At 65.8% G+C, this 15,636-nt stretch carries 14 protein-coding genes and 1 pseudogene; 11 read left to right on the forward strand and 4 right to left on the reverse strand.

Annotated features, from left to right (window positions below; genetic code table 11):
- Positions 1 to 154 precede the first annotated feature (154 nt).
- Genes ABSF49_RS06410 through ABSF49_RS06420 form a run of 3 tightly spaced genes read right to left on the reverse strand, consistent with a single transcriptional unit; the run spans position 155 to position 4,821 of the window.
- Positions 155 to 1,300: an efflux RND transporter periplasmic adaptor subunit gene (locus ABSF49_RS06410; RefSeq protein ID WP_424111800.1), complete on the reverse strand. Its 1,146-nt coding sequence runs from the start codon at positions 1,298 to 1,300 to the stop codon at positions 155 to 157.
- Between the two features lie 16 nt (positions 1,301 to 1,316).
- On the reverse strand, positions 1,317 to 4,508 hold the full coding sequence (locus ABSF49_RS06415; protein WP_424111801.1) for an efflux RND transporter permease subunit: 3,192 nt from the start codon (positions 4,506 to 4,508) through the stop codon (positions 1,317 to 1,319).
- 34 nt (positions 4,509 to 4,542) lie between these two features.
- A complete protein-coding gene (locus tag ABSF49_RS06420; RefSeq protein ID WP_424111802.1) occupies positions 4,543 to 4,821 on the reverse strand; it encodes a DUF3237 domain-containing protein in 279 nt (92 codons plus the stop codon).
- Between the two features lie 141 nt (positions 4,822 to 4,962).
- Here ABSF49_RS06420 and ABSF49_RS06425 point away from each other — a divergent pair, with 141 nt between their 5' ends.
- The 4 genes from ABSF49_RS06425 (at position 4,963) to ABSF49_RS06440 (ending at position 7,099) form a co-directional block, all read left to right on the forward strand.
- Positions 4,963 to 5,655, forward strand: coding sequence for a TetR/AcrR family transcriptional regulator (locus ABSF49_RS06425; protein WP_424111803.1), 693 nt, complete (start codon positions 4,963 to 4,965; stop codon positions 5,653 to 5,655).
- 173 nt (positions 5,656 to 5,828) lie between these two features.
- Entirely contained in the window at positions 5,829 to 6,191 is a 363-nt protein-coding gene (locus ABSF49_RS06430; RefSeq protein WP_424111804.1) for a hypothetical protein, read from the forward strand.
- Between the two features lie 292 nt (positions 6,192 to 6,483).
- Complete coding sequence (locus ABSF49_RS06435; protein WP_424111805.1) at positions 6,484 to 6,693, forward strand: cold-shock protein; 210 nt, start codon at positions 6,484 to 6,486, stop codon at positions 6,691 to 6,693.
- A 145-nt stretch (positions 6,694 to 6,838) separates the two neighbouring features.
- Positions 6,839 to 7,099, forward strand: a complete 261-nt coding sequence (locus ABSF49_RS06440; protein ID WP_424111806.1) for a hypothetical protein — start codon at positions 6,839 to 6,841, stop codon at positions 7,097 to 7,099.
- Positions 7,100 to 7,178: 79 nt separating this feature from the next.
- Here ABSF49_RS06440 and ABSF49_RS06445 read toward each other — a convergent pair whose 3' ends face one another.
- Positions 7,179 to 7,616 carry a hypothetical protein gene (locus ABSF49_RS06445; protein ID WP_424111807.1) on the reverse strand — a complete coding sequence of 146 codons (438 nt, stop codon included), beginning with the start codon at positions 7,614 to 7,616 and terminating at the stop codon, positions 7,179 to 7,181.
- A gap of 661 nt (positions 7,617 to 8,277) precedes the next feature.
- On the opposite strand from ABSF49_RS06445, the gene ABSF49_RS06450 reads away from it, so the two are divergent.
- The 7 genes and pseudogenes from ABSF49_RS06450 (at position 8,278) to ABSF49_RS06480 (ending at position 15,270) form a co-directional block, all read left to right on the forward strand.
- Positions 8,278 to 8,820: a response regulator transcription factor KdpE gene (locus tag ABSF49_RS06450; RefSeq protein ID WP_424111808.1), complete on the forward strand. Its 543-nt coding sequence runs from the start codon at positions 8,278 to 8,280 to the stop codon at positions 8,818 to 8,820.
- A gap of 9 nt (positions 8,821 to 8,829) precedes the next feature.
- Positions 8,830 to 9,882 carry an NAD(P)-dependent alcohol dehydrogenase gene (locus ABSF49_RS06455; protein ID WP_424111809.1) on the forward strand — a complete coding sequence of 351 codons (1,053 nt, stop codon included), beginning with the start codon at positions 8,830 to 8,832 and terminating at the stop codon, positions 9,880 to 9,882.
- A 36-nt stretch (positions 9,883 to 9,918) separates the two neighbouring features.
- A pseudogene (locus ABSF49_RS06460) lies at positions 9,919 to 10,961 on the forward strand (ABC transporter ATP-binding protein).
- A gap of 507 nt (positions 10,962 to 11,468) precedes the next feature.
- Entirely contained in the window at positions 11,469 to 11,660 is a 192-nt protein-coding gene (locus tag ABSF49_RS06465; protein ID WP_424111815.1) for a hypothetical protein, read from the forward strand.
- 10 nt (positions 11,661 to 11,670) lie between these two features.
- Positions 11,671 to 12,270: a methyl-accepting chemotaxis protein gene (locus ABSF49_RS06470; RefSeq protein ID WP_424111810.1), complete on the forward strand. Its 600-nt coding sequence runs from the start codon at positions 11,671 to 11,673 to the stop codon at positions 12,268 to 12,270.
- Between the two features lie 909 nt (positions 12,271 to 13,179).
- Positions 13,180 to 14,040, forward strand: a complete 861-nt coding sequence (locus ABSF49_RS06475; RefSeq protein WP_424111811.1) for a tyrosine-type recombinase/integrase — start codon at positions 13,180 to 13,182, stop codon at positions 14,038 to 14,040.
- 6 nt (positions 14,041 to 14,046) lie between these two features.
- Positions 14,047 to 15,270: an IS91 family transposase gene (locus tag ABSF49_RS06480; RefSeq protein ID WP_424111812.1), complete on the forward strand. Its 1,224-nt coding sequence runs from the start codon at positions 14,047 to 14,049 to the stop codon at positions 15,268 to 15,270.
- Positions 15,271 to 15,636: the final 366 nt, after the last annotated feature.

Consider the following 15,636-nt stretch of genomic DNA (forward strand, 5'->3'; position numbering starts at 1 on the left):
GCCGACGGCGTCGTCAACCGGAGATTCGAACACGACCGAATTTATCCGGTTGCCTGTCGGGCGCGTCGAATCATGCCCGCCCTTGCAGTTCGCGGCAAGGGCGACGGGCGGAGAGTCGTTCGCTGGCGCTTCGTCGGCGGGCTACGACGCGGCGCTACGACTTCGGCTTGCCGTCCGCCGGCAGGGGTTGGATCGGCGAGCCCGGTCCGATCTTCTGCAGATTGCCGACGATGATGCGATCGTCTTCCTTCAAGCCGCTGACCACGGAGACGAGCGCGCCGTCAGTCGGCCCGAGAGTCAGCAGGCGCTGCTCGGCCTTGTCGCCGGCGCCGACGACGTAGAGGTATTTGCCCATCTGGCTGGACCCGAGCGCCGTCTGCGGCGCCATCAAGGCGTTCGGCTCGTCCTTGATGTGCAGCCGCACGCGGACATATTCCCCAGGCAGCAGAGCGAAGTCGGGATTGGCGATCGCCACCCGCGCCGAGATCGTGCCGGTCGACTTGTCGATGGAATTATCGAGAAAGGTCAGCTCTCCCTCGCGCGGGGCGGCGGACGGACCAGCGAGCGTAATCTCGGCCTCGACCTTGCCGGCGGCGCGCGCCTTGGCGATTTCGGCCAGTTCGGATTCGCTGGGGTTGAACGAAACGTAGATCGGATCGAGCTGGACGAGGGTGTTGAGCGGCCCGGACGCCGGTCCGACCAGCGCGCCTTTCGCCGCCTGGTTGCGGCCGAGCCGACCGGCGAACGGGGCGCGGATTTCCGCATAGCCGAGATTGAGCCGCGCCGCTTCGGCCGCGGCCCGGTCGAGCGCCAGCGCCGCTTCGGCCTGATGCATCGCGCTCGCCCGCTGGTCGTAGACGTCCTTGGCGACGAAGCCGCTCTTGGCCAGCTCCTCGCCGCGGGCGAAATTCGCCTTGGCGTATTCGAGCGCCGCGGCGTCCCGCTGGACCTGCGCCTCGGCCTGGTCGAGCGCCGCCTGCAAGTCGCGCGGATCGATCCGGTAAAGCAGGTCGCCGCTGTTCACGTCGGCGCCGTCCAAAGCGGGTTGGGAGTCGACGTAGCCGGTCGCGCGCGCCTGCAAGGCGATGCTGCGGATCGATTCCGTCCGGCCGGGAAAATCGAGATAGATCGGCAGCGTCTGCTTGACGACGGCCGCCACCGGGACCGGCATCGCCATCATCGCCGCGCCCGGCGCCGAGGCCTTCGCCTCGCCGAAGACATGGCTCGAAATCTCGACGCCGGCGACCGTCGCCGCGCCGAGCGCGGCCAGCGACGCCACAGTTGCTGTCACAATGCGCATGCGGGACCTCCTGGGTTCATTCCGCCGCTTCCGGGCTGGGCAATATGTCGCCGCCGGGAAGGAAGTGCGGCGCGGCATGGGAGAAAGGCTGCGGCGAAGCCGCCTTCACGCGCCCACCTTCGCGCGCCCGCTCGATGAGGGCGTAGAAAACGGGCACGAACACGAGCGTCAGCGTGGTCGCCGCGACCATGCCGCCGAACACCGTCGTGCCGAGTGACTGGCGGCTCGCGGCGCCGGCGCCGGTCGCGAACATCAGCGGCAGCACGCCGAAGATGAAGGCGAACGCCGTCATCAGGATCGGCCGCAATCTCAGCCGTCCCGCCTCCATCGCCGCCTCGACGACGCTCAGGCCTTCGGCGCGGCGGCGCTTGGCGAATTCGACGATCAGGATCGCGTTCTTCGCCGCCAGGCCGATCAGCATGACGAAGCCGATCTGCGAATAGACGTCGACCTGCATGTGGCGCGCCCACAGGGCGCCGAGCGCGCCGACCAGCGCCAGCGGCGCCGACGACAGCACCATCAGCGGCATCGACCAGCTCTCGTATTGCGCGGCGAGGATCATGAAGACGAAGAAAATCGCCAACGCCAGCACGGTTGTCGCAATCGATCCGGCCTTGAGCTCCTGATAGGTGACGCCGGTCCATTCGAAGCCGAAGTCGCGCGGCAACGCCTGCGCCGCGGCGCGCTCCATCGCCGCAACCGCCTCGCTCGAGCTGAAGCCCGGAGCGGCCGCGCCGTTGACCAGCGCCGAGGCGTAGTTGTTGTAATGCGGCACGGTCTCCGGCCCGACGATCGGCTTCAGCGCGCCGAGCGCGCTCAACGGAACCATGCCGCCGGTCGCATTGCGCACGAACAGCTTGTCGAGGTCGGCGGTCGTTCCGCGCGCGTCCTTGTCGGCCTGCAGGGTCACGCGAAACGTGTGGTTGAACAGGTTGAAATCGTTCACATAGAGCGAGCCGAGATCGATCTGCAGGGTGTTGAAGATGTCGGGCAGGGTGAGGCCGAGCAGTTTCGCCTTCGACCGGTCGAGATCGTAGAGGAGCTGCGGGGTCGAGGCCGAAAACGAGGTGAACAGCGATTGCGGATTGAGCTCCGGCTGCTGGCGCGCGGCGGCGATCAGGGCCTGCGTCGCGTCGTTGAGGGCGGCGCTGCCGGCGCCGGCGAAATCCTCGACCTCGAACTCGAAGCCGCCGGTCGCGCCGAGGCCGTTGACCGAGGGCGGATCGAAGCTCAGCGCGAAGGCGTCGGGAATGGCGAGCAGCTTCGGCCGCACCTGGGCGACGAGGTTCGAGGCGCTCTCGGCCGGGCCGCGCTGGTCCCAAGGCTTCAGGATCGCGAATTCGACCGCCGAATTCGACTGCGCCGCGTTGGTGAGGAAATTGAGCCCGCTGATGAAGCCGGCGATCTCGACGCCGGGAGTCGATTCGAGAATGTCGCGCACATGCCGGGCGACGGCGTCCGTGCGCTCGAGCGAGGCGCCGTCGGGCGCCTGGACGACGACGAAGAAATAGCCCTGGTCCTCGACCGGCAGGAAGGTCGTCGGAACCGCGCGCGACAGTCCGTAGGCGCCGGCGACGAGCAGGGCGAAGACGCCGACCAGCGCCCAACCGAAGCGCACGAACTGCCTGACCGAACGTGAATAGGCGCGCGACAGCCAATCGAAGCCGGCGTTGAACCAGCGGAAGACGAACGACGACCCCTTCGGACTGTGGCGCAGCATCGCCGCGCTCAACGCCGGGCTGAGCGTCAGCGAGTTGAAGGCGGAAATGCCGACCGAAATCGCAACCGTCAGCGCGAACTGGTTGTAAAGCCGTCCGGCGACGCCGGGAATGAAGGCGACCGGCACGAACACCGCCATCAGCACCGCCGTCGTCGCGATGATCGGCCCGGTCACTTCCGACATCGCCTTCTTGGCGGCGGCGAGCGGCGGCAGCCCCGCTTCGAGCTGGCGTTCGACGTTCTCCACTACGACGATCGCGTCGTCGACGACGAGGCCGATCGCCAGAACCATGCCGAGCAGGCTCAGCATGTTGAGCGAGAAGCCGAGGACCTCCATCACCGCCAGCGTGGCGATCAGCGACACGGGAATCGCGATCGTCGGAATGATCGTCGCTCGCCAGTTCTGCAGGAAGACGAAGACGACGAAGATGACGAGGGCGAGCGCCTCGAGCAGGGTGACGACGACGTCGCGCATCGCCGCCGAGACGAAGCGCGTCGTGTCGTAATGCATCGCGTAGGCGATTCCGTGCGGGAATCGCGTCGAGAGCTCATCCATCTTCTCGGTGACCCGGCGCTGCAGGTCGAGCGCGTTCGAGCCCGGCATCTGAAAGACGCCGAGGACGACCGTCGGGTCTTTGCCGAAATAGGCGGACGACGAATATTGCAGCGCGCCGAGCTCGACCCGCGCGACGTCGCGCAACCGGATCGCGGCGCCGCTCGCCGGATCGGCGCGGACGATGATGTTGGAGAATTCGTCGGGATTGGAGAGCCGGCCGGCGGCGTTGACCTGAAGTTCAAACGGGGTTCCGGCCGGCGCCGGCGACGCGCCGATCTTGCCGGCGGCGACCTGGACGTTCTGCTCGGCGATCGCGTTTTGCACGTCGATCGCGGTCACGCCGAGGTTGGCGAGCTTGTCGGGGTCGAGCCAGACGCGCATCGAATAGCGCCGCTCGCCGAAGATCCGCACGTCGCCGACGCCGGGCAATCGCTTCAACTGATCGACGATCTGCAGATAGGCGTAATTCGACAGCGCGACCTGATCGACCGAATGATCGGGCGAGGTCAGGTTGACGATGAGAACGAAGTTCGGGTTCTGCTTCTTGATCGTCACGCCGCCCTGATTGACGATCGCCGGCAGCGACGAAGCCGCCTGCGACACGCGGTTCTGGACGTCGACGGCGGCGATATCGAGCGGGTAGCCGACGTTGAAGGTGACGGTGATGGTCGAAGAGCCGTCGTTCGAGCTCGACGAGGACATGTAGGTCATGCCCTCGACGCCGTTGATCTGCTCCTCGAGCGGCGTCGTCACCGTGTCGGCGACGACCTGCGCGCCGGCGCCGGGATAGTTGGCGCTGACGACGATCTGCGGCGGCGTGATCTCGGGAAACTGCGAGACCGGCAGCAGGAAGTAGCAGATCGCGCCGGCGAGGACGAGAATCGCGGCGATCGCCGAGGCAAAGATCGGACGCTGAATGAAAAAGGAGACCATCGGACCACAGCTCCGGTGGAAATTCAGTACAGGATCAGCAGCAAAGCCCGGCGAGGCAGGCCTCGGCGACAGGCGCGGGCAGGGCGCGCGCCAGAGCGTTCGCGTCGTCGGGATTGGACCGCCGCTCGAGGCGCGGGGTCGTGAAGAAGCGCAGCGCCTTCGGCTCGCTTTGGCGGCCGCGCGCGATGCGGTCCGCTACGCCGCTGAGCAGCGTCCTCAGTTCGGCGGGCGCGACGCGGTCGGCCTGCATGACCGCCTGGACCAGACCATCGGCCAGGAGTTCGTCGACGGTCGGGGCGTGGCTGAGCGACATGGGGCGTCCTTTTGGCGTTGGGGAAACACTTCGCGCAGCGCCGGCGGCTCCGTCGCTTTGCGTTGACTCCCGACTCGAGGGTGTGTTACCGGTCAGTAACACCGGCATAGATACCGATCGGTAACATCACAGTCAAGAGCCATGGCGAAGAAAGATCTAAGGGGAGGCGACGACGCCCCGATCACGGGCTGTCCGCACGAGCCAGACGCGGCCGCGGAGCGGCCGCGCGAGCGCATCGTCGCTTGCGCGCTCGATCTCTTCCATCGCAACGGCATCCGCGGCGTCGGCGTCGAAGCGATCGTCGAAGCGGCGCACACCAACAAGATGACGCTCTATCGCCACTTCGGCTCGAAGGACGATCTCATCCTCGAATATCTGAACTACAAAGGGCGCAAGTCCGAGGAAATCTGGGCGGAGATCGAGGCCGAGAGCCCTGGCGATCCGGCCGGCCAGCTTTACGGCTACGTCAACCAGGCGGCGAAGTTCATCGCCGAGGACGAGCGCGGATGCGATCTCGCCAACGCCGCGGTGGAACTGACCGAGGAGGGCCATCCCGGTCTGAAAGTGATCGAGGAGTTCAAACACCAACAGCGAGATCGTCTCGCCAGGCTCTGTGAAGCCGCCGGCGCCTCGCAACCCGACCTGCTTGCGGACTCGCTCGTGCTGTTGATCGAAGGCGCGCGGGTCAGCCGACGTAGCGTCGGAACCCAGGGCCCGAGCGCCAATCTCGTGCGCACCAGCGCCGCTGTGATCGTGTCGTTCGGCGTGCCCGCGCGGGAGAAGACCGGCGCGCCGCCGAAAGCGACGGACCGGCGTAGCCTGCGCGGCGCCTGAGAAGATCTTCGCGCGATGGCCCGCCAGCGCTTCCGGCCGGTCGTCGGATAGCGGCGGGCCTGCGTTGGCGATCGCGCGCGCACCGTGTAGCGCGGTCTGCGATTGCTCCGCCGAAGGGGCTCGCCTAGGCTTCCCCGACGCGGCGGCGACAGCCGCGATCATGGGAGACCGTCATGACCGAAGCGACGAAGACCTTTCTCGCCATCTATCTTGGATCGCCGGCGGCGATGGAAGCCTGGCGGACCAAGTCGGAGGCCGAGCGCAAAGAGCTGCAGGCCAAGGGCATGGTCGCCTGGCGCGCCTGGGCGGACAAGCACAAGGACGCCATCGCCAGCGGCGGCGCGCCGCTCGGCAAGACCAAGCGCGTCACCGCGAGCGGCGTCGCCGACGTGCGCAACGCGATGGCCGCCTACACGATCGTGCGCGCCGACTCGCACGAGGCCGCCGCGACGGTGTTCAAGGACCACCCGCATTTCATGATGTTTCCCGGCGAGGCGATCGAAGTGATGGAATGCCTGTCGATCCCCGGCATGTGAGGGAGGCCGCGAGGGAGCGACGCGCCCGCCAAGGCGCCCGGCGCGGGCGCGCTGTCGCGCCCGGGGGGCGGTCCGAGCCGCCGACCGACAAGGTCTTGGGATCGCGCGCGAACGGAGGTCTTGAAATATTTCGGCTGCAGTCCTATATTAAGGCTTCGAAATTCGGCCGGACCTTCTTTGCCGCGAGCGGTTCAATCAGCTCATGGCGACGCTCTTCCCCCAAAAATCGAAACACGACGATGACTCCGCGTCGCGGAGTTGCGTTCTTAGGCCCGCATCCAAGAGGGGCGTCATGCCTACAGGCACAGTCAAGTGGTACAATTCGCAAAAGGGCTTCGGCTTCATTCAGCCGGATGACGGCGGCAAGGACGCCTTCGTTCACGTCAGCGCGATCGAACGCGCCGGCATGGGCGACCTGACCGAAGGTCAGAAGATCAGCTACGAGCTGGTCACCGACAAGCGCTCGGGCAAAATGTCGGCGGATATGCTCAAGGCCGTCTGAACGAGGCTATGAATCATGCTGACTGGCGACCGCGGATGGACCGGCGCTGGCGGCGATGAATCTGCGCAGTTCACGCTGCGAAGGGAAGGGTCAGGATCGCTCCTGGCCCTTTTTTCACGTCATCTCTTCTGCGAGGCGCCATGTCATGATCGGACATAAATTCGCGGTGGGGCAATCCGTCGACTTCGACCGGAAGCTGACGCCGTCGCCGAGGCCAGCGGGTCCCTATGAAGTGACGCGCGTGCTGCCGGCGGAAAACGCCGAGACGCAGACCTATCGCATCAAGAGCAAGGCTGAGCCGTTCGAGCGCAGCGCCAAGGAATACGAAATCGTCGCGGTCGAGCCCGTCGCCAGCGAATCGGCCGAGGCCTTCGCCGCCGCCCCCGGCGCGCGTCGCCGGCATTGACGAGGCGCGGAGGTCCGAGGCCCTAGGTCGCCCGCGCAGCCGACCTCGCCGCGGCCCGGCCGACGGCGTTCGCGTGAGATCAGGCTGAGGCGCGCCGCAGGCGCTGCGCGTTCGCCGCCGGCGCCTCGCTTCGACGTGAAGCGGCGTCGGGATCGGGCGCGGGCGCAAAATGGGTCGGCGCCGCGGTCGATCCGCCGCGCCATTGCGCCGGCGAACCCGGCAAGTCTCCCGTCACTTCGACCTGGGCGACGTCATCTGCGTGGCGAAGCTCCTTGTCGGAGAAGCGCAAATCGAGCAGCCGGCCGTCGTCGGTGCGGAGCTGGACGCCAGGCCGACCGAAGACGGCTTTGAGGGCGGAGGGAGAGACGCCGATCTCTCCGGAGCTGACGATGATGCCCCGCGGCCTCAAGAAGCCCTCGAACTCATAGGAAGCGCGGGCGACCGCATCGCCGTCGCGGGTCAATAGACCGCTGCCCGAGATTCGACCGAGATATTGCATGATTGAACTCACTTGCATGGCGACGCGTCCGACGCGTCGCAGGGATCGGTTTCGAAGCTCGCGGCGCATTCGCCGACGTCGATCCGGAACATCCGATCGACCCGTCGAACGCCGACAGATTGATTGGGCGGGGAAACGTCGGCGGCGTATGCGCGATCCGCATTCGCCTCTGTTTGCGCGTCAGCCCTTTCGTTTCGGCGGGCTGGTCGCGGCCGAGGCGCTCTTTGGCGCGAAGGGCGAGGCCGGCGCCGCGACTGACGGCTTTGCCGCCTTCGGCTTGCGCGCTTCCTTGTTGCCGCGCCGTTGGGACTTGGCCATTTTCTTCTCCTTTGGCGGCGTCCGGCGCCGCAGACCGCACCATGCGTCGCTCCGCGCACGTCGTCTGCCGAGGCGGCCGAAGAACGACTTGGCGCCGGAATTCACATGTCAGTCAAAATATTCGCCGGCGCGAATTCGGGCATGTCAACCTATCCACAACACATAGATAGTCGTGGCGAAGAAACAAGATCGAGGTTTCCTCGGCATCCAAAAGGTCGACGGCGATTTCGAGGGGAATTTTCTGGCGAAAATTGTTTCGCTATCGACGATTTTCTAAGAACGACGCGATCTCTCTCCTCTGCGGTTGGCGGGGCGCCGGCCGCAAAAAAGGCGTCGCGTCGCGGCGGCGAAATCCGCGGCGATGGCGCTCCCGGCCGATCCGCCCGACATCGTGATTCTCGATCTCGACCGCCTCGACGCGCAGATGGTTGCGCAGGCGAGGCGCGCGTTCGTCGGCGCCGAGGTCGTTGCGGTCCGCAACGCCTATAACGAGGTCGACTGTGTCGCCGTTCTCGAAACGGGCGTCGACGACCTCGCTCGGCCTTTCCGCGCCCAGGACCTGTTGGCGAGAGTGCGCGCCGCCGAGATCCGCCATCTCGCCGCCAAGAGCTTCCAGCGTCATTATCGTTTCGGCCCGCTGGTCATCGACCTCATCGACGGCGCGGCGGCGCGCGTCGGCAATCGGTTGGCGCGCTTCCGCCCGCGGGTGATATCATCCTTTGGCGCGGACTTTCGGCCCAAGGCTGTCGCCGTGGAGACTGGCGCTCGGCTTCCGTACGTTTTCGTCGTTCCGGCAATGGCGGCGCTGGGCGGCCCCGCGGTCATCGTTCTGTCCCCGCCGCCGCTGGCGTTCCTCGCCGTCTTCAGCGGCTTCCTCAATTCATCGGTCAAACGCAACGCATAGGAGAATTCGATGCGAGCCCTTGTCTTGGAAAAGCAGCGGAGCCTTTCGCTCCGCGACATCGACCTGCCGCTCGAGATGGGTCCGCGAGACGTCAAGATCCAAATCGACACGGTCGGGATTTGCGGCAGCGACGTGCATTACTACACCCACGGGCGCATTGGCGCGTTCGCCGTCAACGCGCCGATGGTTCTCGGCCACGAAGCCGCCGGGGTCGTGGTCGACGTCGGCGCGGAGGTGAAGACTTTGCGCGCGGGCGACAGGGTCTGCATGGAGCCGGGCGTGCCGGATCTGGCCTCCAGGGCGTCGAGACTTGGCCTCTACAACGTCGACCCGAACGTGACCTTCTGGGCGACGCCGCCAATTCACGGGTGCCTCACCGCTTACGTGATCCATCCGGAGGCGTTCACTTACAAGCTTCCCGACAATGTCAGCTTCGCTGAAGGCGCCCTGGTCGAGCCGTTCGCGATCGGCATGCAGGCGGCCGCCAAGGCCAAGATCGCGCCCGGCGACGTCGCCGTCGTGATCGGCGCCGGAACGATCGGCATCATGACGGCGCTGGCGGCGTTGGCGGGGGGCTGCGCCCGCGTCATCGTCAGCGATCTCGTGCAGGAGAAGCTCGATATCGTCGGACGCTACAGCGGCGTCACCATCGTCAATTCGCGCAAAGAGAATCTGGCGGCTCAGGTGTCGAAGATGACCAGCGGCTGGGGCGCGGATCTGGTGTTCGAGGCGAGCGGCAGCGCCAAGGCCTACGAGGGGATTTTCGATCTCGTGCGCCCAGGCGGCGCGGTGGTGTTGGTTGGCATGCCGGTCGATCCGGTCAATTTCGACGTCGTCGGCGCGCAGGTCAAGGAAGCGCGCATTGAAACGATCTTCCGTTACGCCAACGTCCACGCCCGCGCCATCGAGCTGATCGCGTCAGGCAAGGTCGATCTCAAGCCGCTGGTGAGCGCAACCTTCCCGTTCGAGAAAAGCATCGAGGCGATCGAGCGGGCGGCGTCTGGCCGACCTAGCGACGTGAAGCTTCAGATAAAGATCCCGCACGGGTCGTCGAAGTCGTGAGACGGCGAATAGAAGGTCGCCAAGTCATTCAGTCCAATTACCGGCGTCCACGACGTCGACCTTGACGTCGTGGACGGCGCATTCGTTGTCCTTGTTGGACCGTCCGGGCGCCGAAAATCGACGATTCTGCGCATGATCGCCGGCCTCGAGGAAATCAGCGGCGGCCTGATTTCGATCGACGGCCGCGTGATCAACGATCTTCCGCCGCGCGATCGCAACGTCGCGATGGTGTTCCAGAACTACGCGCTCTATCCGCACATGTCCGTGTACGACAACATCGCCTTCGGCCTCAGACGGCTCAAGACGCCCAAGCCCGAAATTGATCGCCGCGTCAACGAAGTCGCGGCCGTTCTGCGCATCGAGCGACTTCTGGAGCGTCGCCCGGCCGAACTTTCGGGCGGCGAGCAGCAACGCGTCGCCATCGCCCGCGCGATGATCAAAAGCCCGGCGGTGTTCCTGTTCGACGAGCCTCTCTCCAATCTGGACGCCAAATTGCGCAATCACATGCGCGTCGAAATCGCGCGGTTGCACCAGCGTCTCGGCGCCACGACGATCTACGTCACCCACAATCAGCTCGAGGCGATGACGCTGGCCGATCGGATGTGCTGCTCAAGGACGGCCGGATCGAGCAGGTGGGGACGCTGCGCGAGATATTCGATCGGCCGCGCACGCAGTTCGCCGCGTCGTTTGTCGGGACGCCGGCGATCAACTTCCTGGAAATGACGGCCCGTCGCGAGCCGTCGGAAACGCTGCTCTGGCGCGGCGAGACAACGCTCCGTCGTCCGTCCGAGCGCCTTGCCGTCGACGACGGCGCGCCGGTGGTGGTCGGGTTGCGGCCCGCTCACCTCCATCGGGGTTCGGCGAGCGGCGACGCAGGACGCCTGAGCGGCAGGGTCGACCTGATCGAATTCCTCGGCAATGAGGCGTTGGCCACCTTCCAGGTCGGCGGCGTCGACGTGACGGCGTTGTTGCCGGGTCGAGCTCCGCCAAGCGTCGGCGACACGATTGAAGTCGCGGTTCACGGCGGCGACGTTCACGTGTTCGACTCGAAGACAGGCCTGTCGCTCGTCTGCAATTGACCTGCGTCTGGAACCATGGACCGCGCGAAGCGGGAGAATTCCAGTTCGACCGTCCTGGGCGGGCTGAGGATCTTGCCTGAAGTGGGCGCGGTTCAGCGAGCGGCGCATCGCCTCCGCGCTGCGCCAGGCGGAAGAGGGGGCGTCGTTCGCCGAGGTCTGTCGCGAAGCGAAGCCGCGCCAGGGGCGATCCGGCGCCGTCGCCGCGGATGAAGTCTGGGCAATGGACGTCGTTCATGAGCTGCGGTTCGACGGCCGCAAGATCCGCGCGCTGACGACCGTCGACGCGTTCGCGCGTCGTTCGCCGGCGATCGACGCGGGATAGGGCGGCCGAGGGCCGGGCGCGGTCGCGACGCCGGAGCCGCATGGCGGAGGAAGTCGGGTCGCCAACGACGATCCGGCTCGACAACGGGCCGGAGTTCGTCAGCGGAGCGTTGGACCGAAGGGCTTTCATGCGCCGGCGTCGCGCTCGACGTCTCCCGGCCGGAAAAGCCGACCGGCGACGCCGACATCGAGCGGTTCAACCGCGAATTCCGCAGGGAGCGCCTGAACGCCAACGGCTTGCTCAGCCGTGACGACGCAGGAAAATGCGAGGCCCGGCGCAGGGACGACGACGACATTCGTCCGCATGGCTCGCTCGACGGTGGGCTGCCGACAGAGCTTCGCCGCGCGCTTCAAGGGGCGAAACTCGCTAAATGGTGATAAAGACGCTATGCGGGCGGCCGAGGGCGCAAACGAGGCGCGCGAGGTTGTCGCTGCTGCCGACGGCGACGCCCAGCAGGGCGCGCAGGTGGTGCGCCAGGCGGTCGCGGCGATGGGCGATATCGCCGACTCCGCGCGGCAAATCGCCCAGATCATCGGCGTCATCGACGAAATTGCTTTTCAGACCAATCTGCTCGCGCTCAACGCCGGCGTCGAGGCGGCGCGGGCGGGCGACGCCGGCCGCGGCTTCGCCGTAGTCGCCGCCGAAGTGCGTGCGCTCGCGCAGCGCGCGGCCGAGGCGGCCAAGGAAATCAAGGGCCTGATTTCGGCCTCGACCACGCAGGTCAATCTCGGCGTCAAGCTCGTGAACGAAACCGGCAACGCGCTTGAGCGAATCATGGCGCAGGTCGCCAAGGCCAACGCGGTCATCGTCGACATCGCAGCGACCGCCAAGGAACAGGCGGCTGGGCTTGAGGGAGTCGACGTTGCGATCCGCCGGTTGGATCAACTGACTCAGCAGAACGCGACGATGGCCGAGGAAACGACGGAGACCGAATCACACCGCGCGGGCGGTCTCGACAACGCCCGACGGCGGTATCGGTCCCAATAGGCGTTCCACGGTGCGATGTCGGTTACGTCCGTCGGAAGCTCTCGCGCAGCCGCACGTTTCCTCTCCGGAGTTTTCTTTGTGTTAGTGACGTGCCACTGCGATTTTCCTCTACGGAGAATTGGAGTTCAAATGCGCCGGCCGCGTGCAGACGGGAACGGCGGGTTTTCGCCCCAGCGGTCGATCCGGCCCATCGCCTGAACGTCCGCATCGGAGTTGCCGCCACCATTGGGCGAACAGCTGAGTTGGGCGCGAAGCCGCCGTCTGTGCTGCGAATTCGAAAAGTCGGCCTTCCGTCAAGAATCAAACCGACCTGACACCTAGCGGCTGAACCCGTGCGGGAAAGTTGGGGACGACGAAATCGGAGACGAGACGCTTGCAGGGTGAAGGCGCCCGTCGGCTCGCTGATAAATCGGGCAGACATTTCCTTTTGGGGGGCTGCCAGCGCCGATCTCGTCGTCGCGCGCACCATGCCATCGCCGCTTTGCGTTAGGCTTACCTCGATAAGTCAAATACCAAGGCGACGCGGCCTTGCGCGAAAATGTCGCATCTCACACGCGCGTCGCGCTATTGTCTCTCAAGCAGGCCCACGCAAACTTCCACACTGCGGCGGGCCTTCCACTCCGCCAGCGCGCGTGCGCGTTGACTTGTAGCAACAGCGTTCCGAGCCCCGGCGTCACCGCCGGGGCTTTTTTCGTCTGACGATCGCCTACGCGCCGCGGCCATAGACCTCGACTAAAGCGGCAAGGGATTTGATCCTGGCGCAACCATCTAATACCAACGGCCTCGGCGACTGACTCTTGGGGGGATTGAACGAAGCCGCTTGCGCGGCGTGACGGGCGAGGTTTGTTGAGCGGTTCCTGCCTGAGAGGATGTGGATGTTGAAGCCCATCCCTCAGACAGGAGCCAGCGATGGCCGAGTTGAGCCCTCTTCGCCGCCGCATGATCGAGGACATGACGATCCGGAACATGTCGCCGGCGACACAGCGATCCTATATCAGCGCGGTTTCGAAGTTCAGCCGGTATTTCGGCCGCTCGCCGGATAAACTGACGCTGGACGACGTCCACGCCTTCCAGGTCCATCTCGTATCGACGGGCATTTCGTGGCCTGGGCTGAACCAGATCGTCTGCGCCTTGCGTTTCTTCTACGGCGTCACGCTCGGCGGGGCAGCCGTCCCCGAGCGCATCCCTTACGCGCGGGAGCCGCGCAAGCTGCCGATCGTGCTCAGCGCCGATGAGGTCGTGCGATTTCTCGAAGCCGTTTCGAGTCTGAAGAGCCGCGCCGCGCTGACGACAGCCTATGCGGCGGGACTGCGAGCCTCGGAAGTCGCGGGGCTTCGAGTCGAGGATGTCGACAGTGGCCGTGGCGTCATTCTGGTGCGTCACGGCAAGGGCGCGAAGGACCGCAACGTGATGCTGTCGCCGCAGCTTCTCGGCATCCTGCGCACGTACTGGCGACTCGCCAGGCCAAAGACGTTTCTGTTCCCGGGCCGCGATGACGCGCATTCGATTGATCCAACCGTGCTGCACGCAGCCTGCCGGTCGGCGGTTAAGGCGGCGGGGCTGACGAAGCGCGTTACCTTGCATACGTTGCGCCACAGCTTCGCGACGCATCTGCTGGAGAACGGAACCGACATCCGGATCATCCAGGTTCTGCTCGGCCACAACAATCTGTCGTCGACGGCGCGCTACACGCAGGTCGCGACCCATACGATCCGCGCGACCCAAAGCCCGTTCGATCGTCTGACCCTGGAAGTCACTCCGCCCAGTTAAGCGCCCGTGGCACGGAGCGGGCCTGGCGTTCGCCTCGAGGTCGCTGACGTTCTGCGTCGGCATGGCGACGCCTATCGTTTGGCCCACGCCGGACATTTGGGCCGCATCGAACGGCGCGTGATGAGCGCGATCGTTGCGTGTCGCACAGCCGCGCTCGGTGGTCACGTCGAGGCGTGCGACGACTGCGGCATGGCGCGCGTCGCCTACAATTCCTGCCGTAACCGCCATTGCCCGAAGTGTCAGGGGGTGGCGCGGGCGCAATGGCTTGCCGCACGTCAGGCCGAACTTCTGGCGGTTCCCTATTTCCACGTCGTGTTCACATTGCCCGCGCCGATCGCCGCCATCGCGTTCCAGAACAAGGCCGTCGTCTACGCGATCCTGTTCGCAGCGTCGGCCGAAGCGATGACGACGCTCGCCGCCAACCCGCGTAGGCTCGGCGCACAGATCGGCGTCGTCGCTGTTCTGCACACATGGGGGCAGACGCTGACGCATCATCCACACGTGCATTGCGTCGTACCAGGCGGCGGTCTCTCGCCCGATGGGAAGCGCTGGGTCGCCGGGCGGCCGAACTTCCTTCTCGCCGTCAAGCCGCTCTCCCGCCTGTTCCGTCGCCTGTTCCTCGAACGCTTGCAAAAGGCCTTCGACGCGAAGGGCCTTGGCTTCTTCGGCGATCTCGCGCATTTGACGGATCCGTCAGCATTCGCCGCCTATCTAGCCGCCGCGCATCGCGTCGATTGGATCGTTTACTCCAAGAAGCCGTTTGGCGGACCTGCGCAAGTTCTCGCCTATCTCGGGCGCTACACCCATCGCGTCGCCATCGCCAACAGCCGCATCCAGGCCTGCGACGACGATCACGTCGCCTTCGCCTGGAAGGACTATCGCGACGGCGGCGCCGTCAAGACCATGTGTTTGAAGCCCGACGAGTTCATCCGGCGCTTCCTGCTCCATGCCTTACCCGACGGCTTTCATCGCATTCGCCACTTCGGATTCCTCGCCAATGGCCATCGAACGCAAAAGCTCGCCCTCTGTCGCTCGCTCCTGACCGACGAGGGCGAACCGACGACGCGCGGAAAGATAGAATCGCCAACATCCGCGCCGAGCGAAACCGTCGATCTTGATCCTCCGCCCTGTCCGGAATGCGGAGGCGTTATGCGGGTCATCGCCGACCTTCCCCGCGGCGGCCAACGGCCTCGGTCCAAGAGGCCGCCGTTTTGGTGCGACACTTCATGAGCGCGACCATGACGATCCCACTAACAATCTCGCTTCGCGTCTATCCCATCGCGCCGCCAATTGGAGGCCGTCGAAGCGATTTGCGCCCTCACGGCGTCGCGGCCTGCATCCCACAACATTGGCGTGCGCTCCCCGCGCGAGTGAACCCCGATTTGCTTCCGATCGCTCGTCAAAACCACCATGCTCGCCTCGCATGGCTGCAAGCCGAAGCGACGACAATCCAAAGCTGCCCGACACAAAACCCATAGCGCCGCCAGCGCTAACCTCCCCGCGCCTTCGTTCAATCCGGCTTCAATGAGGTCCGCTCCCGGAGCGCGCGCAATTTCGCGCCGCGGACCTCACAGAAGCCTCTAGATTCCCGAATCG

It is taken from the genome of Roseiarcus sp., from assembly GCF_049514155.1.
Taxonomy (GTDB): Bacteria; Pseudomonadota; Alphaproteobacteria; order Rhizobiales; family Beijerinckiaceae; genus Roseiarcus.